This is a genomic window from Hoeflea sp. 108, from assembly GCF_000372965.1.
Taxonomy (GTDB): Bacteria; Pseudomonadota; Alphaproteobacteria; order Rhizobiales; family Rhizobiaceae; genus Aminobacter.
The window spans coordinates 438,396-458,915 of sequence record NZ_KB890024.1 but is presented as its reverse complement, the minus strand read 5'-3'; the positions used below and the strand labels follow the sequence as shown (position 1 = coordinate 458,915).

16 protein-coding genes are annotated in these 20,520 nt (G+C 61.9%); 7 read left to right on the top strand and 9 right to left on the bottom strand.

What is annotated here, in order from left to right; translation table 11 throughout:
- Positions 1 to 129: 129 nt before the first annotated feature.
- The 5 genes from B015_RS0102235 to B015_RS0102215 all read right to left on the bottom strand — a co-directional run bounded on the left by B015_RS0102235 (position 130) and on the right by B015_RS0102215 (position 5,177).
- Entirely contained in the window at positions 130 to 801 is a 672-nt protein-coding gene (locus tag B015_RS0102235; RefSeq protein WP_018426025.1) for a TetR/AcrR family transcriptional regulator, read from the bottom strand.
- Between the two features lie 116 nt (positions 802 to 917).
- A complete protein-coding gene (locus B015_RS0102230) occupies positions 918 to 1,898 on the bottom strand; it encodes a dihydrodipicolinate synthase family protein (RefSeq protein WP_198292838.1) in 981 nt (326 codons plus the stop codon).
- Positions 1,899 to 2,149: 251 nt separating this feature from the next.
- Positions 2,150 to 2,848 carry a GntR family transcriptional regulator gene (locus B015_RS0102225; protein WP_018426023.1) on the bottom strand — a complete coding sequence of 233 codons (699 nt, stop codon included), beginning with the start codon at positions 2,846 to 2,848 and terminating at the stop codon, positions 2,150 to 2,152.
- Entirely contained in the window at positions 2,845 to 3,774 is a 930-nt protein-coding gene (locus B015_RS0102220) for an ABC transporter permease (protein WP_018426022.1), read from the bottom strand. Before B015_RS0102220 ends, B015_RS0102225 begins: the two co-directional genes overlap by 4 nt.
- Entirely contained in the window at positions 3,771 to 5,177 is a 1,407-nt protein-coding gene (locus tag B015_RS0102215) for a sugar ABC transporter ATP-binding protein (RefSeq protein ID WP_245262283.1), read from the bottom strand. Before B015_RS0102215 ends, B015_RS0102220 begins: the two co-directional genes overlap by 4 nt.
- On the opposite strand from B015_RS0102215, the gene B015_RS33765 reads away from it, so the two are divergent.
- The gene (locus B015_RS33765; RefSeq protein ID WP_245262367.1) at positions 5,118 to 5,285 is read left to right on the top strand and encodes a hypothetical protein; all 168 of its coding nucleotides are present in this window, start codon (positions 5,118 to 5,120) and stop codon (positions 5,283 to 5,285) included. The two genes, B015_RS0102215 and B015_RS33765, sit on opposite strands and share 60 nt — an antisense overlap.
- Here B015_RS33765 and B015_RS0102210 read toward each other — a convergent pair.
- The 3 genes from B015_RS0102210 to B015_RS0102200 form a co-directional block, all read right to left on the bottom strand.
- Entirely contained in the window at positions 5,282 to 6,193 is a 912-nt protein-coding gene (locus B015_RS0102210; protein WP_040455943.1) for a sugar ABC transporter substrate-binding protein, read from the bottom strand. The two genes, B015_RS33765 and B015_RS0102210, sit on opposite strands and share 4 nt — an antisense overlap.
- Before the next feature lie 42 nt (positions 6,194 to 6,235).
- Entirely contained in the window at positions 6,236 to 7,681 is a 1,446-nt protein-coding gene (locus B015_RS0102205; RefSeq protein ID WP_018426019.1) for an FGGY family carbohydrate kinase, read from the bottom strand.
- A 119-nt stretch (positions 7,682 to 7,800) separates the two neighbouring features.
- Positions 7,801 to 8,787, bottom strand: coding sequence for an AraC family transcriptional regulator (locus tag B015_RS0102200; protein ID WP_018426018.1), 987 nt, complete (start codon positions 8,785 to 8,787; stop codon positions 7,801 to 7,803).
- 198 nt (positions 8,788 to 8,985) lie between these two features.
- Here B015_RS0102200 and trpB point away from each other — a divergent pair, with 198 nt between their 5' ends.
- The 5 genes from trpB (at position 8,986) to B015_RS0102165 (ending at position 17,231) form a co-directional block, all read left to right on the top strand.
- Entirely contained in the window at positions 8,986 to 10,236 is a 1,251-nt protein-coding gene (gene trpB, locus B015_RS0102195; RefSeq protein ID WP_026226800.1) for a tryptophan synthase subunit beta, read from the top strand.
- 2 nt (positions 10,237 to 10,238) lie between these two features.
- A complete protein-coding gene (trpA, locus tag B015_RS0102190) occupies positions 10,239 to 11,063 on the top strand; it encodes a tryptophan synthase subunit alpha (protein ID WP_018426016.1) in 825 nt (274 codons plus the stop codon).
- Between the two features lie 829 nt (positions 11,064 to 11,892).
- On the top strand, positions 11,893 to 12,531 hold the full coding sequence (locus B015_RS30270; protein WP_157632674.1) for a hypothetical protein: 639 nt from the start codon (positions 11,893 to 11,895) through the stop codon (positions 12,529 to 12,531).
- A gap of 179 nt (positions 12,532 to 12,710) precedes the next feature.
- Positions 12,711 to 14,345, top strand: a complete 1,635-nt coding sequence (locus B015_RS32095) for a helix-turn-helix domain-containing protein (protein WP_018426013.1) — start codon at positions 12,711 to 12,713, stop codon at positions 14,343 to 14,345.
- A gap of 474 nt (positions 14,346 to 14,819) precedes the next feature.
- Positions 14,820 to 17,231 (top strand): right-handed parallel beta-helix repeat-containing protein, encoded by a 2,412-nt coding sequence (locus tag B015_RS0102165; protein ID WP_081623420.1) that lies wholly within the window; start codon positions 14,820 to 14,822, stop codon positions 17,229 to 17,231.
- A 100-nt stretch (positions 17,232 to 17,331) separates the two neighbouring features.
- On the opposite strand, the gene B015_RS0102160 is transcribed toward B015_RS0102165, so the two are convergent.
- Positions 17,332 to 18,366: a helix-turn-helix domain-containing protein gene (locus tag B015_RS0102160; RefSeq protein ID WP_018426011.1), complete on the bottom strand. Its 1,035-nt coding sequence runs from the start codon at positions 18,364 to 18,366 to the stop codon at positions 17,332 to 17,334.
- 683 nt (positions 18,367 to 19,049) lie between these two features.
- On the opposite strand from B015_RS0102160, the gene B015_RS0102150 reads away from it, so the two are divergent.
- Positions 19,050 to 20,519, top strand: a complete 1,470-nt coding sequence (locus B015_RS0102150; protein WP_018426009.1) for a nucleobase:cation symporter-2 family protein — start codon at positions 19,050 to 19,052, stop codon at positions 20,517 to 20,519.
- Position 20,520: the final 1 nt, after the last annotated feature.

Genomic DNA, 20,520 nt, shown 5'->3' with positions numbered 1-20,520 from the left:
CATGGGCGCTGCGCAAGCCGTCCACGACCTTGCTCCGCTTGGTCGGCTCGGGCAGTGCGGCGACACCTAGAAGCAAGCTGCCAACACCTCTCCCGTGAGCGCCGTCGGCGCTTGTCCGGCGGCCGATGATCAACAGCTACGTGAGTCAGCCACCTGAAAGCCAGTGTCGCAGAAGCTGATGATGTCGTCTATCAGCTCGCTGTTGCTGACATGATCCTGGATATCCTCGAGGCCGGGCATGCGGCGGGCATTTGGATCGAGGTCAGCTAGGACGTGCAGAATGGCACCGCGGATATATTCGTAGCGTAGCGCGATTTGGCTTTCGCTGAGATGGGGTGCCACCCGCTGCAGCATATGTCGGGACAGGCGATGGAGTTCGTCGAACTGCTCGGCAAAGATCTCATTGGTCAGATCTCGAGGCAACGCCTTGGTTTGCAACATCAGCCGGATTGCCGCGCGCCCACCGCGCTCATCAAGGCTGAGTTCAACGAGCGGCGCCACGATCGCGTGCAGCACCATGCGCAGGGTTGGCTGCCGGGCTTGCTCGCACGACTTCATCGCCTCCAGGCGCGCCGCGTTCAACGGGCCCAGGCATTGTTCTAGCGTCAGGCGCAGAAGTTCGTCCTTGGAGCGGAAGTGGTAGTTGACCGCGGCAATGTTTGCTCCGGCCGCCCGGGTAACTTCCCTCAATGTCGCGGCGTCGAAGCCGCGGTCGGCGAACACGAAGGTGGCCGCGCGCAACAACGCACCACGAGTGTCGCGATCATCCTGCTGGCCGATGCTGTTGTCAGTCGCCTCCATATGACCCTCATAGCCGAAAGGCGGCGCAGGCGCTCGTGCGTGCCGCATCAAATCTGAGGATATGTGCGCCGACACACATCGCGCCCGAGATGGGGCACGGCAACCTTGTCTGCCATTCAGCGCGGCAGGCGGTAGCCGTAGACCTCGTCCAGACGGAGCTCACGGGCGATACGGATGCCGTCTTCAAGCAATTTGGGATCAGCGGCCCGAAGTGGCTTACGCAGTGGCCCCGCCGGCAAGCCGACCGCCGCCATGAGCGACTTCATCGAAACGGGATTAACGGCCGCATAGGCAAAGTGCAGCATCGGCAAGTTGCGCAGCCAGGCCGAGCGACAGGCAAATGCGTCTTCGCCTGACGCCCACGGCTTGGAGATCACCGCCATCTCGCGCGGGATGATGTTGCCTGTCATGTTTGCGGTGCCATGGCCGCCAAGCGCCATCGTCGGGACCACCAGCCCAAGATTCGGCGAGCAGCAGCACATGACGGAAAGATCGAGTTCGGCCCGGCAGACCTGCGCCACCTGGCCAACGCGCGTCGTCGATTCCTTAAGCACGACCATGTTCGGATGGGCTGCGATGCGCTGGATGTCGGTCCAGTGCAAATCGGTCTTTACGCGTGGGGGATTGTTGTAGAAGCCGATTGGGAAGTCAACCGCATCGCAAACTTCCAGAACATACTCGACGATGGAGTCGTTGTCCGCGCAGATATAGGAAGGAGCTGCAACGATGGCGCCGTCGCCGCCTTCGTTCTTGGCATAACGCACCAGGTCGATCGTTGCCTGGGTGTTGGTGCCCGTGCAGCCGAAATATAGGAGCATGTCGCCGCGCGGCATCTTGGCCGTTTCGGTGATGATCATGCGCCGCTCTTCCGGCGTCAGCAGCGAAACCTCACCGGTCGATCCCATGATCAGGATCGCCTTGGTATGGTTCTGTCGATGAAACTCAAGCAGGCCGCGAAAACCAGCCAGATCAATGGAACCATCGGAGTTCATCGGCGTGACCAGTGCCACGAACGACCCATTCGGTTTGATATGCATGAGACCTCCAGACAAACGCCAACAGATGCAACGTATATTTGAATTGTATGTTTCAAACATATGTTTGATTCTTATGAGCGCGCTGTCAATGGCGTGTATTGGCGATCGTCGACCCAAGGTGCGATCGCGACGCTCTCTTTTCATGAAGCTGAACGACGGTGAGTTGCCCCGATGAGCGACGTGGTCGCTTGCCTTGTGCACCCGGCACAGTTTCTGCAATTCCAGAAAGGCCCGGAGCAGTCTGCTACCCGGAATTGCACGAAAATAAAGAGATAGGCAGGTACTGCGTTTCGAAGAGAAGCAGGACCGCTCTAGAAGCGAAAGAGCGGTCCAAGCAGAACCGAGTTGGAATATTCGACCGGCCCCTTCGCACCTGCGACGATGCGCGTCACACGCATCACCGGCCGGCTCTCCTCGACGAGGGCGAAGCAGGCCTCGCTTGCCGTCACCTGCGACGGCGAAAAATGCTCTTCGGTAACGAGAAGCTGGCCGACATCACTGTCGCGACGAACCAGATCGTAGAGCGAATGGCGAACGAGGTCGGCAGGAACGATCGACGCCAGGATGTCGACCGGAAGCACCGATCGTTGCTGGACCATCGCCTTGCCGTCGAGCAGCCTCAGCCGCCAGAGTTCGGTGACTGGGGTACCGAGAGGCAGACCGAGGGCACGCGCCTCGCTGAGCCCGGCCGGAACCTCACCGATCTTCAGCACCCGTGTCGATAATCTGAGGCCCGCGCGTCGCGCCGCCGCCGGCAGGCCCGTCACCATGTCGTGAGACCAGTCGATGGTCTTGCCGCGAAAGCGTGTGCGCCGCCCCTTGCCTTTCGTGATCAGACCATCTTTCTCGACGATCGCCAGCGCCTTGCGGACCGTGCGGCGGGCGACATTGAAATGGGCTGCGAGGTCCGCTTCCGATGGCAGCTCATCGCCGGCGCGCCACAGGCTGTTCGTCAGCTCGATTGCCAGCGACTGCGCGACGCGATCATAGGCGAAATGCGTGACGCTCAATCCGCTGTCCGCCCAAAATTGCGGACCATCACCGACGCAATGATGATGAGGCCTGTGAAGATGTCCTGAAGGTAGTTGGGGACACCGAGAATGGTCAGGCCGTTGGCGACAACCGCGATGATCGCCGCGCCCAGCAGCGTCCCCGCGGCGTTTGGCTGCCCGTCACGAAAGGCAGTCATGCCGAGATAGACCGCTGCGTAGGCCTGCAGCAGAAAACCGTTTCCGCCAGTCGGATGGGCGCTGCCAAGCCTGGCCGTCAACAGCAGGCCGGCCAATGCCGCCATGAGCGTGCAAAGTCCAAAAGCCCAGACTGTCGCCGGGACCACACCGACACCTGCGAGGCGTGCAGCCTCGCGGTTGCCGCCTATGGCAAGGATGCGCCGTCCGAGCTCGGTCCAGTCGAGGACGAACGCGACAAACAGCGTACCGGCCATCGCCCAAAGAGTCAGAACCGGGATGCCGCCGAGATAGCCGCGACCGATGTCGCGAAAGGCAACGGGGATGTTGCTGAACAGTGTGGCGCCGCCGCTCGCCCAGAATGTAAAGCCGCCGACGATCGTGCCCATGGCCAACGTCATGATGAAGCTTGGCACGCGCCAGGTCGCTACGAAGAACCCACTTACGCAGCCCACGGCGAAGCCGGCGGCGAGCGTGGCGATGACGGTGGGAATGATGCCCCAACCCAATCCGAACAGGCTGACGGAAACGATACCAGCCATGGACACGACCGCGCCGATCGACAGGTCGAATTCCGACAGCGACATCACGAATGCAGCGCCCAGGGCGACAATTGCCAGCAAGGACATCTGCTGGGTGATGTTGATCAGGTTCGAGCCCTGCGCGAAGCCATGCGGCGACAGCACCGAGAATACGGCGACAATCGCGGCAAGCCCCAGAAGCGTGCCGAAGCGCGAAACCAGGCTCATGTCAGTTCCTTTGTCGTTTCGAAAGCGGCATGGACGATATCCTGGCGGGTCAGATCTCGATTGGCCGCGTCAAGGGTGATGCGGCCATGCGCCATCACCAGGACCCGGTGGGACAGCATGACGAGTTCTTCCATATCGCTGGTGACGAACATCACTGCCGTTCCCTCGGCCGCGAGCCGACGGCATAACGCATGAATTTCGGCTTTGGATCGCACGTCGACGCCACGCGTGGGCTCGTCGAGCAGAAAGAGGCGGCAGGATGGCCCGACCCAACGCCCGATCATGACCTTCTGCTGATTGCCGCCGGAGAGGGTCGAGATGCGATCACCAAGCCGGCCGTATTTGACGCTGCGCTCTCCCAGGAGCTGTCGCACAGCACGGCGCGCCAGTTGCCAGGAGACAACGGGCAGCCGGCGCATCGCGCGATAAAGCGGCAGGCGGGGCAGAAGCACATTGTCCAGAATGGAGTGCTGCATGACCAGCCCGCTGCCGCGCCGGTCTTCCGGGACATAAGCAACACCCTCCCTGATGCGACTGGAGATGCCGATCGGAGATAGCTGCTTACCATCGAGCGTCAGCTCGCCGCGCGCCAGCGGATTTGCGCCCCAGATCGACTTCAGCAAGCTGGAACGGCCACTGCCGACCACGCCGTAAAGACCGACGATCTCGCCTGCGCGGATGGTCAGATCGAGCCCGTCGCGCACTGGCGACGGACTGAAGCCGGACAGCTGCAGCAGGGGCGCCCCGACAGGGCCCGGCACACCAACCCGCTCCTGGTCAAATTCGCCGCCGGCCATCAAGGAGACGACGCCGGCGCGGTCGATGTCGGACACCTGGCCAGAGCCGACCGAGCGGCCGTTGCGCAAAACGGTGTAGTCGTCGGCAATTGCAAAAACCTCGTCGAGGCGGTGTGATACAAGGATCACCACACAGCCATGGCTCGCCAGCTGTCGGATGATGCCGTGCAGGGTTGCGGCTTCTTTTTCACTCAGCGATGCCGTCGGCTCGTCGAGGACGAGCACCCTGGCCTCGTCCATCAGGGCACGCAGGATTTCGACGATCTGGCGCTTGGCCACCGACAGACGCGCCACCGGAACGTCGATGTCGATATCCAGGCCATGCCGATCCCGCACAGCCATGAAGCGGGTCCGCATCGTCGCCCAGTCGATCACGCCTCCGCGACGCGGATAGCGCCGGCCGACAAAGGCGTTCTCATAGGCGGTAAAACTTGGCACCAGGTTGAGTTCCTGGTGCACGAAGCGGAGCCCCATCTCCTCCGATCCCGCTGGGTTTGGCGGGGCAAAGCTCTGCCCTGCGAACGCCATGCGGCCGGAATCCGGCCGATGGACGCCCGAAAGGCATTTGAGCAGCGTCGATTTGCCGGCGCCATTTTCACCGAGCAGGGCATGTACGCGCCCGGCGGCAGCGCGCATCGAGACACCGTCGAGCGCCGCGACCCCGCCGAACCGCTTTTTCAATCCCTCGACTTCCAGCATGCAGCCGCCAGCTAGTTGCAGGTCACACCGAGGCTGGCCCGGTCGATCACATTGGCGCTGACGAAGATTTCGGATTTCTCAGGCTTCTTGCCGTCGATCACCGAAGCGATTTCTTGCACTGCCGTCTTGGCAATGCCGGGGAAATCCTGCCGGACCGTCGCCACCAGATTGGTGCATTGCTTGATCAGGTCGATGGCCTGCGGGTTGCCGTCGATGCCGGCGATCAGAGCCTTGGAATCGGGCTTGTCGCTCTGGATGGCGAGCAAGGCGCCGATTGCCGGCTCGTCCCAGGCGGCCCAGACGCCATTGATCTCGTCGCCATACTGACGCGCGAAGGTCTCCATGGCCTGACGGGCGTTGTCGATGGGACCGGGAACCTGCACATAATGTTCGGCTATCACCTTGATGCCGGGATGCTCACCGAGTGCCTTGTCGAGAGCCAGTTCGCGCTGGCGCACGCCGGGATGCGCCGAGTGGAAGAACTTCACGATGTTGCCCTTGTCGCCCATCGCCTTGAACAGATAGTCCGAGAGCAAGGTGCCGAGCGCAAAATTGTCGGTCGTGATGTTGATTGCCACACCCTTTGCCAGCGCACCGTCCAGCGCGATGACCGGAATACCCTTGTCGGCCGCGGCGGCCACCTGATCACCAATCTGGTTGGGATCGACGCTGACCAGAACAATGGCTTTCACCCCGGCATTGGCCACATCCTCGACGCGGCTCGCCAATTGCTGGAAGTCTCCGCGCGTGTCGACGACGTTGACTGTCCAGCCCTTTGCCGCGGATTCGGACTTGAAGGTCTCGATCATTTCGTTGGTGGCGACCGAACTGAGATATGGCGTCAGCACGGCGATGTCTTCCGCATGCGCGGACGCCGTGAACTGAAAGATGCCGGCGGCCAGCAGTGTCGTAAGCATTCTCATGACTTCCTCCTTGTCGATTGAGCGCTCTAACGTGCTTTGGGTTCAATTCAGATGTTGTGACAGATCCCGAGCGAATGAAGATGCGGCGAGATAGGCGGCGTATCGTCGGCCGTGGCGTGCTGCTCGCTCGGGTCTCGGATTGATGACGGTTGCCGGTGTTGCGTGATCGAGGGTAATGCCGGCGACATCGGCGACCATCCTCAGAACGCCCGTCGCGGTCATCGTCTCGCTGTCGCCGGGTATGGCAATGCTCCGCCCTAGCGCGTCCGCCAGAATCTGCCGCTGCTGGGCATGACGAGCGGCGCCGCCGATTACCGGCAAGGTTGAACACACCAGTCCGGCAGCCTCCAGATTGTGCCGCACGGCAAAGGAAATACCCTCCATCACCGCAAGAGCCAACTCGCCGGGGCTGGTTGTGTGGCTAAGCCCCAGCAAGGCGCCGCGCACCTTGCTGTCTTCGAACGGCGCTCGCTCGCCGCCAAGATAGGGCAGGAACAGGGCGTCGCCGGGCGCTGCAAGCGCTGTGTCGTCGAGCAATTGTTCAATCGGTCGCCCTGTCGTCCTCACGAGCCAGTCCAGTGCGGACCCGGCAGTCAGGAAGGGAGAGATGACGATCACGCGATCCGGCCGCACTGCGTCCGCCAGCGTGTAGGTGTCGCGCGGGGGTGATGCGACGGCGTGGTCGAGCGTGGCTGCGACCCAGCCGGTGGTGCCGAGGTAACAATATGCCGTACCCGGAACATCGGCTGCTGCACCCCAAGTCGCAGCACCTGCATCGCCAGATCCGTTGAAGACCGGGATGCCGGCCGGAAGACCGGTCTGCGCCGCCGCTGTCGACGTCACATAACCGACAGTCGCATCGGCAGGCCGGATGCGCGGCAGCGCGGCTTCGTCGACGCCCGCCGCCGCAAGCAGATTGGCATCCCAACAGCGCTGCGCGATGTTCATGAGGCCCGTGGTCGATGCCGTCGTTGGATCAATGACAGCTTCTCCGGTCAGCCGAAACGTCAAGGCATCCTTGGCGCCGAAGGTCCAGTGAACGGGCTGGTTGGCTGCATGTGCTGCAAAGCGTCGGCGCGCCATCAGCTTGAGGATGGTGTGGGCCGGATCGAGCCGGTTGCCGGTTCTCTGCGCATAGTCGCGGGGCAGGCGCTCGCCCAACTGCTCGACCTCAATTCCGTCGAGACGACGGTCGGAATAAAGCACCGCGGGGCCTGTCGGACTGCCGTCGGCACGTAATGCGATCAGGTTCTGCATCGAGCCGGAAAAGGCGATGGCAGAAACCGGGGCGCTGGAGACCAAGGTCTTGACGGCTGCACGCAGTGCGGACCACCAGTCGTTGGGATCCTGTTCGTGCAATCCGTCGGAGGTGGAGCGCGTCGCGATCGATTGAGTCGCCGACGCCAATGTCTCGCCGCGCGCGCCGAACAGCACAGCCTTCAACGCCGACGAGCCTACATCCACCACAAGCAGGGTATTGTCGCCCAATCTACACCTCCATCCCCGGTGTCAGGTGCAGGTCTGACGCGGCTGCTTGTCAACATGCCTTTGCGGTCCGGGACCGTTCCGTTTCCGGAAACGGACAGGTTCTTCCTGGAATGTCCAGCTCAGAGGTTGGCGCAGTCGGGCAGGCGCGATGGACTGACGCCGCAATAGGCGCGGAAGGATGCGGCAAACCGCCCTGCATTGGCATAACCGACATGCTCGGCGACCTGCGCGATCGTCATGCCGCCCTGATCGAGCAACCTGCGGGCATGTTCCATGCGGCGCATGGTCAGATAGCCATGTGGAGAGTAGCCGGTGAAGCGCCGCATACCGGTCGTCAGCGTGCGCGCTGAGACTTCCAATCCCGCCGCGAGTTCCCCGACCGTCAGCGGCAGGTTCGAAGGAGTGTCCAGCAACCTGCGAAAATTCCTGACATAGGCCGGAACCGGGCCCGCTGCGGCAGCCTCGACCGTGGCGACAGAAGCTACAGGGACATGTTCAAACAAGGTCTCGATCACTGCATTGACCAGCGGCATCGGCGAGAGCGCCGTTGCCGAACCACCTTCCATCTGTTCGGCAACCATCATTCCGATCAGGCGCGCAATACGCCTCCCGGCTGAAGTCTGAAGATCGAGTTCGGCCTGGAAGACCGGCGTGTGCCTTCTGGTCTCGCCGGTATGGCGCTGCCAAGCCCGTTCCACGAAGCCGCGCTCTAGCCGCAACATCACTTGCGTGGTGTCGGCCTGCCAGGTCGAGCGAATGTAGTCCCCCGGCGACAATATGAGGCCGGTGCCCACGCGCGAGGATACGCGCCGGTCGCCATACAGGATGTCGACGCCGCCGCTGAGCGGAAATTCCAGCATGTAGAAAGTGTCGAATGAACCGGCATCGACGACGAGCTCCGGACCGTAGCGGAGAAGATTGAGGGAAGCGCTTTCACACGCAATCGCGTGATGGCGGAAATCGAGACCGGCCTTGCTGTCGGGCAGCAGCAGCCGGTGCGGACGGTAGCGGGTGGATAAGGCAGCCACAGCTTCGGGCGCGCTGCCGAACCGAAGGCCCGGCACGCTGGCGAGCCGATTTGAAGCATCGATCAGGTCGGGCACCATTCTGTCGAGAAGGATAGGCGTCGCGGAACCGGTTGTCCATCTGAGGCGACGGTACAGGTTCAGCAGGACCCTGTCTGCCCATTTCGATATAACCATTTGAAAATACTGACTTAAATAATCCCAGTAATGACGCTGGAACGATTTGACCTGTTCCCTTCCGGCAAGGTGACAATGTCCCATGCCAACCAGGAAACGCCCATGAACCAGCCGGCAGAGCCCAATTCCTTCCGCACCGGCCCCGACGAGCAGGGCATGTTCGGCATTTTCGGCGGCCGCTTCGTCGCCGAGACCTTGATGCCGCTGATCCTCGACCTGCAGCGCCACTGGGACGAAGCCAAGAACGATCCGGCCTTCAAGGCGGAGCTGAGCGAGCTGTCGACCCATTATGCCGGCCGGCCGTCCAAGCTCTATTACGCCGAAGGCCTGACCCGGCATCTTCGTGACGTGTCCTCGGCAAAAGGCCTTGGCGGCGGCGCCAAGATCTACTTCAAGCGCGAGGACCTGAACCACACGGGCTCGCACAAGATCAACAACTGCCTGGGCCAGATCCTGCTCGCCAAGCGCATGGGCAAGACCCGCATCATCGCCGAGACCGGCGCCGGCCAGCATGGTGTCGCTTCGGCCACCGTCGCAGCGCGTTTCGGCTTCCCCTGCTTTGTCTATATGGGCGCCACCGACGTCGAGCGGCAGAAGCCCAATGTATTCCGCATGAAGCTGCTCGGCGCCGAAGTGCGCCCGGTCAGCGCCGGCCACGGCACGCTGAAGGACGCCATGAACGAAGCCTTGCGCGATTGGGTTACCAACGTGCACGACACCTATTATCTGATCGGCACGGCCGCCGGTCCGCACCCCTATCCCGAACTGGTGCGCGACTTCCAGTCGGTGATCGGCTCCGAGGCGCGCCAGCAGGTGCTGGAGCAGGAGGGCCGCCTGCCCGACATGATCGTGGCTGCCGTCGGCGGCGGTTCCAATGCCATCGGCCTGTTCCACCCCTTCCTCGACGACCGCAACGTCAAGATCGTCGGCATCGAAGCCGGCGGACGTGGCCTCGACGGTGTCGAACACTGCGCCTCGATGAATGCCGGCCGCCCGGGCGTGCTGCACGGCAACCGCACCTATCTTTTGCAGAACGAGGACGGCCAGATCCTCGACGGCCACTCGATCTCGGCCGGCCTCGACTATCCCGGCGTCGGCCCCGAGCATTCGTGGCTGCGCGACACCGGCCGCGTCGACTATCAGCCGATCCTCGACGACGAAGCGCTGGAGGCGTTCCAGCTGACCACCAAGGTGGAAGGCATCATTCCGGCGCTCGAATCGGCGCATGCGATTGCCTATGCGGTGAAGACCGCGCCGACGATGGGCAAGGACAAGGTGATGATCGTCAACCTGTCGGGCCGCGGCGACAAGGACGTGCATACGGTTGCCAAGATGCTGGGCATGGAGATCTGAACATGACGACCACCCGCATCGACCGCCGCATGGCGAAGCTGAAGGCCGAGGGACGCCCGGCACTCGTGACCTATTTCATGGGCGGCGACCCCGACTATGAAACGTCGCTGTCGATCATGAAGGCGCTGCCCAAGGCCGGCAGCGACATCATCGAGCTCGGCATGCCCTTCTCCGACCCGATGGCCGACGGCCCGGCGATCCAGGCTGCCGGCCTGCGGGCGCTGAAGGCCGGCCAGACGCTGGCCAGGACGCTCGAGATGGCGCGCGAGTTCCGCAAGGACGACAACGACACCCCGATCGTGATGATGGGCTACTACAACCCGATCTACATCTATGGCGTCGACCGCTTCCTCGCAGATGCAGTCGCCTCGGGCATCGACGGCCTGATCGTCGTCGACCTGCCGCCCGAGATGGACGCCGAACTCTGCATCCCCGCACTCAAGGCAGGCATCAATTTCATTCGCCTCGTATCGTCGAATGCGAGCGATGACCGACTTGAAGAACAACTGAAACAGGCCAGCGGCTTCGTCTATTGCGTCTCGACACACGGCACCACAGGTCTCGCCATCCCAAACCCGGACAAGGTGCGTCACCTCGTTGGCCGCATCCGCGCCTTGACCGAATTGCCCGTCTGCGTCGGTTTCGGTATCAAGACGCCTGAAGACGTGCAGACATTTGGGGCCATTGCAGACGGTGTTGTCGTCGGGAGCGAAATCGTCCACGCAATCACACGTGGCATCGCGGCGGGCTCGGCCACGTCAAGCATCACCGCATTCGTGACGGATCTCGGCAAAGCCGCGCGGCTGGCATCTACCCAACCCCGCTAGGTGCGCGACCGCCGGTCGAGTGCCTTTTGCCACCAACTCTTCAGCGCTTTCGTGTCACCGCCCACTGCGCTGAATTGCAGGCAGGAAAGGACAGTCGCGGCAGGAATTTCAAGCAAGGGCAAGTTCTCGGCCGTGCGGCAGATCCATCGAGACCTCATCATTCGAGCCACGCCTTGACCCTGCGGACTGGCTCTCCCCTTCCCCCTGTCGAGGGGGAGCAACCGCGACGCACCCGAAATGGCCTCGCAAACCAAGACACGGCGCCAAGACGAAGCGTTTCGTCCGTATTCCTGGTCACCGCGTCGAAAGAAGACGGGCGAACAAGTTCCGCATCGACAGGCCCACTCCCCATCGAACCGCTTGATTTCGTCAAGCTCAAATATTTCCACAACAATCGCTCGATAACCATAGCAGGTACCGGAAGAGCATATCTGCAACGCCTTCGGCAGAGCGCGGCTTAGGCCTCCTGCCGGAAATACAGTCGTGTCGACATTGGCAAGGCAGCATGGCGGGGGAGCGCAAATGATACGCTTTTGGCTGCGAGATACCTCCGAAACACTTCGCGATGCCATCAGGCTGTTGAGGTTGATGCAGACGCCTTCCAGCTGGAACCAGCGCCAAAAGGACCGGCCGCCGCTCGGTTTCGACGAGCGATGACCGGAGGCGCCCCACCCCTGAAGCCAAAGCCAATTTCCCGAGCCGGAGACCTGCGCATGCCTATGGCAAACTCGTCCCTCGCCATCGGAATACACCCACATGACCAAGCGGTGCTGCAGTGACTCACGGCAGCGCTCGCCAGCGGATCGAAAGCCGCATGCGGGATCCCGGCATGCTCTACAATCTGGGCAATTCGCTGGGCTTCATCATCGGGCTTGGCGTCGCGCTGGCAGCCGATATCTCCCGCGATGACGGGGCCAGTGTGTGGGGACGCGGTGTTGCCCATGTCGTAGGCAGTCCGGCGGCGACTGCGTTAACCGGCGCGACGTTGGTGTTTTTCTGGGGCGGCCTCGTCTACACTAGGGCCTGGTCAAACGGTGCGCCGCCCCACCCCGGGCTCAATCGGCAAGGCGATGTGCTTTCCGGCATCGGCGCGATCCTTCTCGGGATCGGATTGGTCATCATGGGCAATCCGTGGCTTGCCGCTTCGGCAGGCTTGCTGCACGCCGCGGGCAAATTCGGCAGTGCCTTGGGTGGCACAGCAGCGAGGCTGGGCTCCTTTGCCCGATTGCGTGTTGCCGATTTCTGCAAGGATCTGGTCCTGGTAAGCCGCGTGCCGGCGGTCCTTGTGGGCGCGGCCGCGCTTTGGCGGGAGCTTGTGCTGCTGGAAAACATCCCGGAACTGCTGTTGGCCCTGAGCTTCATGACATGTTGCCTGATATGGGCCGCGGCCGACTGGATGCTGCTGTCGCCAGACGGATGGGTCAAACCGGCTGCTGTACGTCTTGCAAGAAGAGCACCGGACGCCTGATCAAGAAGGAAGAGGAGCTCGACAGCGAGCAAAGACCGCAATGGTCGGCAGGCAAGACAATGGAGTACCTCGTCTAAAAGACGTCATTTCTGGTATATAAGGCGCATTCCATTTCGCCTCGATTCCAGATTTGCTTTGCTGTAGACCTGCACCAGGCAACTCCGGCTTGGTTCTAGCAAATGGCGGGCGTTCATTACCAAAACCTGACCTTCGCACCAGACTATTCGTACGCACATGGCGACGATGGAAAAATGATAAAATTCACGCGGGCGGAACGACTGTTGCTCGCGGATCTGATCGCCCATGCAGGAATTCTGCGAAGTCGTGAACAACTGCTGGACGCGGTCTTAGAAGTTGGATCCGACTCTTCGGACCGCAACGTGGATTTTTTCATAAATCGACTTAGAAGCAAGATCGGGGACTCGGCCAAGAACCCGAAATTCATCGGCACGCGGTATGGCGAGGGATATGTTTGGGTTGGGGCCCATTCCGTGCAGACTGGTCAGCTGGCGGAATGCTTCGTCGCCGTAGGGCCCATTGTCACCATCGGGCAGGAGCACGCTGACAGCCACGCCATCGAGTTTGCCGAAGGGGTAGCGCAGGCCCTTAGGAAGCAACTGCCCGCCGGGCGCGTCGTGTCGGTCAGACCCGATGAAGCCGAAGCTGGTTTCACGTTTCGGATAAATCTGACTTTCATCGTATCTGGCGGCAGGAGGGAATGCGTTTCCTGTCTGCAAAGCAAGGAGAACACAAAGGTCATCCTTGTGCGGCGCGATAGCTGCCACGACATCGACTTCAACGTCCTGGCCGATCGTCACCTTTCTGCACTCTGGCAATTCCAGGTCGACCGACCGGGCGCCTCGGATGTGGCGCCCCTGGCCGTCAGAATGGTCGAGGCCGGCGAGTTGTTTGCCGACGACGGGCCAGCCGGATTGTCCGGCGAAATAGCCAAGCTGAAGGGAGAAGCGTTCCCGTCTGCTTCCATCTGGCGCAAGAACGATGCGCGGTTGCGCCAGTTAATTCGCAACGGGAATGCAACCCCCGTGACGCGCCTGATGCTGGCGGCCAACATTTACACTGGTTACATCATCGACGGTTGGCGCTTTCTGGCCAACGAGGATCCCCGCGAACGCGATCAGGCCGCTATGGAGAGCCTCGTTCTCGAGGTTCTTCCCGACCTGCTGGACGATCCAGAGAATGCGCTGTCTGCGGCACATGTTCTCAGTTTCATGGGGCCGGCTCACCAGGTGCTTGCGTTGGAAATCGCCGAGGAGGCGTTTGCCCGGTCCACGGCGCTGGCCGACGGTCTGTCGATACTTGGGCGTTTGCGCGGCTTCGCGGGCGACTTCGACGGCGCGCTTGACTTGCTTCACCGCGCGCGGCCCTTGTGCAAACCCGGCTCTGTGTTCGAGCGCTACGTTACGTCATGCATCTGCCAGAACCTGCTGGCTTCGGGCAATTTCGAGGCGAAGGACCGCGAACTTGAAAAGCTGACCAAAAGCCCGATAAGCAAAGGTCCCTACAGGCTCGTATATGCCAGTCCAAACGAGACTGTGCCGTCTTTGCCCGTTCGCATCCACCTGGCACTCAGCCCGCGAAAATATGCCCGCGCAGCGGTGCTCTGGAGCTACTACACATCCGCGCGCCTTTATCGCCCCCGCGAGGCGAAGGAAAACGTGATTGTAGGCTTGGCCCGCCATATGCGCCGCCGCTTTGGCGACGAGATCATTCCAGATGAAGTCAGCGCAGCGATACCCGCGACAATGGGTGGTGTCGTCCGGCCCGCGGCCGAAGACGTATCTTCCTACGTCTGACTGCTGGTAAGTGCTTCGTTCGTGTCCCCATTGCTCATCTGACCCGCTGGCCGCCTTAGCGAACATCTCGCGGCCGAGCACATTCGTGCAGGAGACCCAGCATCGCCGCTCAAGACCGGATTGAGCCCTCAAGCTATCAAAAGCGTCCGCCAAGCCCGAGTTTTGTACCTGCCGACATTCGTCCATCATCCTCGATGCTGAGCAGGACGTCTGCATCGATCAGCCGGCGGACGGTGAGATGAGTCTTCGCGGCTCAGGCGAGAAACTCCCTGTTTCCCACGAAAACAACGGCACCAACCTAACGATCGGTTCGCACCAGACGAACAAAATCTGAAGCCCGTGGCCGGTGCTTTCCAGGCCGACGTGCCCTGGGATGAAAAGCCGGCATTTCGGGACAGAATGACGGCGAAGCGTTCTGGCTGGGTTCGTCTGTTCCTCCTATGACTCCGCCCAAACGGATCAAGGAAGCTTCCCGTGCCATCTTCAGCGTGTTCGCCTCGCGGAATCCGCCGCGAAACCCAGACCATCGGACGGGAGCTCGCCGGCTTGCCGCGTGCCGCATTTTCCCTGCACACGCTGACGCGCACGGCATGGCTCGCATCTGCCTCGATAGCGGCAATCTGTTCGGTGTCTCCCGCCCACGCAGACGACGTCTTCGCCACGCGCTGGGCGCCATGGGTCGAAACCGGAGCGCAGGTGAGCAAGGGACGGTCGCTCGGCGAGGCGAACCTGTTCGTGCCGATACTCCAGAACGACGACACGCTTGTCTTCACCGACCTGCGCGGCAAGTTCGACAATAACGACTCCGTCGAGGGCAATTTCGGCCTCGGCATCAGGCACATGCTGCCGTCGGGCTGGAACGTGGGCGCCTATGGCTATTATGACGTCCGCCGCTCGTCCCTCGGCAACACGTTTCATCAGCTGACACTGGGTGCCGAGGCGCTGAGCGAGGACTTCGACCTGCGCGCCAATGCTTATCTGCCCATTGGCGACAGCGAGAAGCGGATGGATCTTGGCACCACAACCACGGTCGGCCCCTGGAGCAGCGAAGCCGTCCTGACCGGCACGTCGCTGGCGATCCAGAGCCGGGCGATCCAGACGGACACCACCAGTTACCTGGTTGAGAAGGCACTGGCAGGTGTGGATGCCGAGGTCGGGGTCCGGCTGCCGGTGTTCGAGCCGGGCTCCGGCTTCGATATGCGTGCTTTCGTCGGCGGCTATTATTTCGACGGCTCCGGCGTAGACGCCGTGGCCGGACCACGGGCACGCTTCGAGTTGACGGCCGACGACGTCGCCGGCCTGCCCGGCGTCAAGGTGACCGGGGGCTTGACCTTCCAGCACGACAACGTCCGCGGCGAACAGGTGATCGCCCAGGCGCGGCTGCGCATTCCGCTGCAGGCTCCGTCCTCAGCTCCGCGCGAACCGCTCTCCTACATGGAGCGGCGCATGGCCGACACGGTGGTGCGCGACGTCGACATCGTCTCGAACACCGGCAACACGGCGAGCATCAGCAAGAAGACGCTCACCTCCACCGAAGACGCAATCAACCTGTGGAACGGCAACACCGTCGCCTCGGTTATTCGCATCGACGGGACGACGCAGGACCAGGCAGCCCTTCAGGCCGCCCTCGACAGCGTCGGCGCCAATGGCATCGTGCTGTTGAGCGGCAACCTTGCCGCCTCGGGCGGAATTTCGCTCAACGCCAACCAGATGCTTGCCGGCGGTGGCGCGGTGCTGAAGCTCAAGGGCGCCACCAGCGGCGTCGAGGTGGATTTTGCAGCGCCTGGAAGCGCCGGGCGCATCTCGGGCGCGGCTAGCAACACCCTGGTCGCCATGGCGACGGGCAGCAGCCTGCGTGGCATCTCGGTAGAGAACACCTCGTCTGGCGGTGCGTCCTCGGCGGTCACCGGCGCGAGCGGCGCCAGCCTGCACGATGTCACCGTCGTTTCGGCGGCCAATGGCATGGAGGTCAACAACACCACCGGTTTCAGCCTGTGGGGCGGAAACATCACCGCGGCCCAGGGCATTGCCCTGTCGATCAACGGCAGCACGGGCTTCACCATCGACGGCGTCACCATCGTGCAGAACGGCGCCAGCGGCATCGGGATCGTCGCCGACAATGCCGCCGGCATCATCAGGAACAGTACCATCACCACCAATGGCAACGGCAACGGCTTTGGCGACACCGAGCCCGACGCGCGCCCGTCCCATGCAATGGCCATCCACAACAGCGGCGGCCTGACCATCGCCAACAACACGATCACCACCAACGGCACCCAGGCCAACGGCATCCATGTCACCGACAGTGCCGGCATTGCGATTACAGGAAACCGGGTGACCACGAACAACTACATGAGCCGCGGCATCCACCTGCTCAACAGCAACGGCGCCACCATCGCCGGCAATACGGTCGCCACCAAAACGACGAACGACACGAATTGGTGGTACCAGACGATCGCCTTCGGCATCCTCACCGACCGAAGCAGCAACCTGGCCATCCGCGACAACGTCGTCTCGACCCAGATGCGGGGCGCTACTGGCATCTATCTGCGTTATGGCGACAACAATGCGGTATCTGGCAATACGGTCACCACGAACGGCGAAAGCGCAGCTGCCATCCAGGCGGTGCGATCGACATCCAATACGATCAGCGGCAATGTGCTGACGACGACAAATCTGAGCCTTTCATACGGGATCAATCTTGGGCCCTACAGCCACAATTCGGTTGCAGAAAACAACGTCATCAATGCAATCGGCGGAGCCGGCATCATGATCAACACGTCCACCGGCGTGACCGTGCGCAACAACCGCGTGGTCGGCCGGGGCAACGCCGGCGTCCACGCCTATGACAGCGACGATGCCGTTATCGAGGGGAACACGCCGTAAGACCAGGTTGAGGCGATTGCGACGATTGCGGTCACCCTCTTCTCAGCAGCCTGGCAGCTCGTCCATGCGGCACCGCATGTGGGCGAGATGCTCGCGAATGTCAGGCCATGGAGCGCAGCTTGTCCAGCCAGTCCTGCATCCAGTTGTCTTCTCCGGCGATAAGCCCGGCCTTCAGGCGGACGCCCGCCTCCGCATTGCGGATCGCTTCGCTCGGGCGGACGCCGAAATGCTGCTGGAACGCGCGTGAAAACCCACTCTCGCTGGCAAAGCCCGTCGAATAGGCGAGCTTGGCGACCGAGCCCCTTGAGGAACCGACCGAAGTGAGTTTCAGGTAGGCCAGCTTGAGCCGGCGCTCGCGAATGTAGTCGGCAATGCCGCCGATCGGCTCGAACAGGCGATAGAGAGCAGATCGTGACAGCGCGAAATGGCGCATGATCATGTCGGCGGACAGGGCCGGACTGGTCAGGTTGCGTTCGATGAAAATCTGGATCGTCTGGAGTGTGGCGTCCGTCAGGGCTTCGCGCTCGGCCGCGACCGCCGCCGAAAATCCGCTCGACACGATGGCGGAAGCAACCTCTGCGGCCAACCGTCCGTCCGGACCGGCGAGCTTGGGCGCCAGCCTGGCCATTGTCTTCATGTGCTCGCCAAGCAGGATGCCCAGTGTCGACGCCCCATCGACCCTTGCCCCGTGAAGATCGTCGATGACCCGGGGGGCCAGCCGGATAAGCGAGCGCGGCAGGATCAGGCTGACGATGTCCATGTCGGTGGTCTGGCTGCGCATCGGCCGGCTGAGATCAAAGCAGACGATATCCCCGGCCACGCCATGGCCGATCCCGCCATCCGCGTCGTAGCCGCATTCGCCCTTGACGTAGAGCTGGATGAGCAGGTGATCGACGCCGGTCGCAGCCACCCGGTCCGGGGACCGGACGAAACGCTGCGCGCTCGCCGAAGAGGCGCCGACCAGGAAATGGCCGAGATTGTAGCTGCTGAGGTCAGCCCTGAAATCGTCCAGGCCATCCTTCGACGGAATGGCGTCGAACAGGCTCGCCACCCCCATGCGCCAATATTCGTAGTTCTCATCGCGGTTCAACTGCGACGAGCGGATGACCTGGTTTTCGACAGTGTCCGTAGCCAATCCGCGCCTCCCCCAATCGCCACTGCAGTTCGGATCGTCAATCCGACTTCCGGAAGGACAAAGACCAGTTACATCGGTCGCAACGACGCATTTTTCGTCAAGACAACGAGCATCAAGGCGAGCTTGCAGCCGAAGCACATACATGATCCGAGCGGATCGAAGTGATGCCATGGTTTTTCTGGCTGTCAATGCGAAATGCATAATGGTTTCAAGGACTCAAGCCCAACCACCGGTATCACCGAGGAGCGGCTACAAGGAGCCGAACAGAAAGATGCATCAATGATCGCTGACGTGGCGAAGCTGTTATGAAGGATGCTTCCATAATTGTCCGTGCTGCTGCCGATGAGTGCTCTCGAAATCCTCAAGACCGTTTATGGCTATGATGCCTTCAGGGGATCGTGGGCGCGTATCGTCAAACATGTGATCTGAGGCAACATGCCTTCGTGCTGATGCCGACGGGTGGCGGCAAGTCGTCGTGCCGCCGCAAAGGTCCACTGACCACGCGATTTCCCACAATCCCCGAGCACGGCATGTCGGATCAAGGCCATGCCCGGCAGGGACAATGCGCCTCCACCTTCTTGATCTATGCGAAAATGCTTCACCAAAAGCCTGCCTACACGCGGCGCTGCGTGTCCCCCCAGAATGGATCATCGCCTTGTACTCAAGCTGGGAGGAGACCTGCTTTGGTTGCGACGCTCGCAAAGACGGCCGAAACGACACGGCCGGAGGATGAACATCTCGGCCTTGGCGCCAACCTGGCTTATGGCTTTCAACACGTGTTGACGATGTATGGTGGCATCGTCGCCGTCCCGCTCATCATCGGACAGGCGGCAGGCCTGTCCATGGACGAGGTCGGGATGCTCATCACCGCATCGCTGTTTGCGGGCGGTCTGGCGACAATGTTGCAGACCCTCGGCATCCCGTTCTTCGGATGCCAGCTGCCACTTGTCCAAGGCGTTTCCTTTGCCGGCGTGGCGACCATGACCGCCATCGTGTCATCCGGCAGCGGGCTGCAGGGCGTGCTGGGCGCGGTGATCGTCGCATCGTTGATCGGCCTGCTGATCACCCCGATATTCTCGCGCATCACCAAATTCTTCCCACCTCTGGTCACCGGCATCGTCATCACGACCATCGGCCTGACCTTGATGCCAGTCGCCGCGCGATGGGCCATGGGCGGGAACAGCAGTGCCCCCGATTTCGGCAGCAAGGCCAATATCGGCCTGGCGGCCCTGACGCTCGGCATCGTGCTTTTGCTCAGCAAGCTTGGCAGTGCGCGGATTTCGCGGCTTTCGATCCTGCTGTCGATGGTGATCGGCACCGTGATTGCCTGGGCCCTCGGCATGGCCGATTTTTCACGGGTCATAACCGGGCCTATCTTCGCGCCCCCGACCCTGTTCCATTTCGGATGGCCGACCTTCAGCGTTGCAGCAACGCTCTCCATGCTGATCGTCGTCATCGTCACCCTGGTGGAAACCTCCGCCGATGTGCTCGCGGTCGGTGAAATCATCGGCACCAAGGTGAGCTCGCGCCGGCTCGGAGATGGCCTGCGCGCCGACATGCTTTCGAGCGCAATCGCACCGGCATTCGGTTCGTTCACGCAGAGCGCCTTTGCGCAGAACGTCGGGCTTGTCGCGGTGACGGGGGTGAAGAGCCGTTATGTGGTGGCTGCTGCCGGCCTGATCCTGGTCACGCTCGGGCTCTTGCCGATCATGGGTCGCGTGATTGCAGCAATACCGCCCTCGGTCCTTGGCGGAGCCGGCATCGTGCTTTTCGGCACCGTCGCAGCAAGCGGCATCCGTTCATTGTCCAAAGTCGACTATGCCAACAACATGAACCTGGTGATTGTCGCGACCTCGCTGGGCTTCGGCATGATCCCGATCTCGGCCCCGCAGTTCTATGAACATTTCCCCGCCTGGTTCGTCACGATCTTCCATTCCGGTATCAGCTCGGCCGCTCTGATGGCGATCAGCTTGAACCTCTTGTTCAACCATTTTCGCGCCGGAAATTCGGAGCAGCAGTCCGTCTTCGTCGCGGGAACGGAACGCATCCTGCGCTATCAGGACATCGCCGAGCTGCATGATGGCGACTATTTCCTGGGCGGCAGGCTCTACGATTCGACAGGAAAGCCCGTTCGCGTCACTTCAGACCATTGAA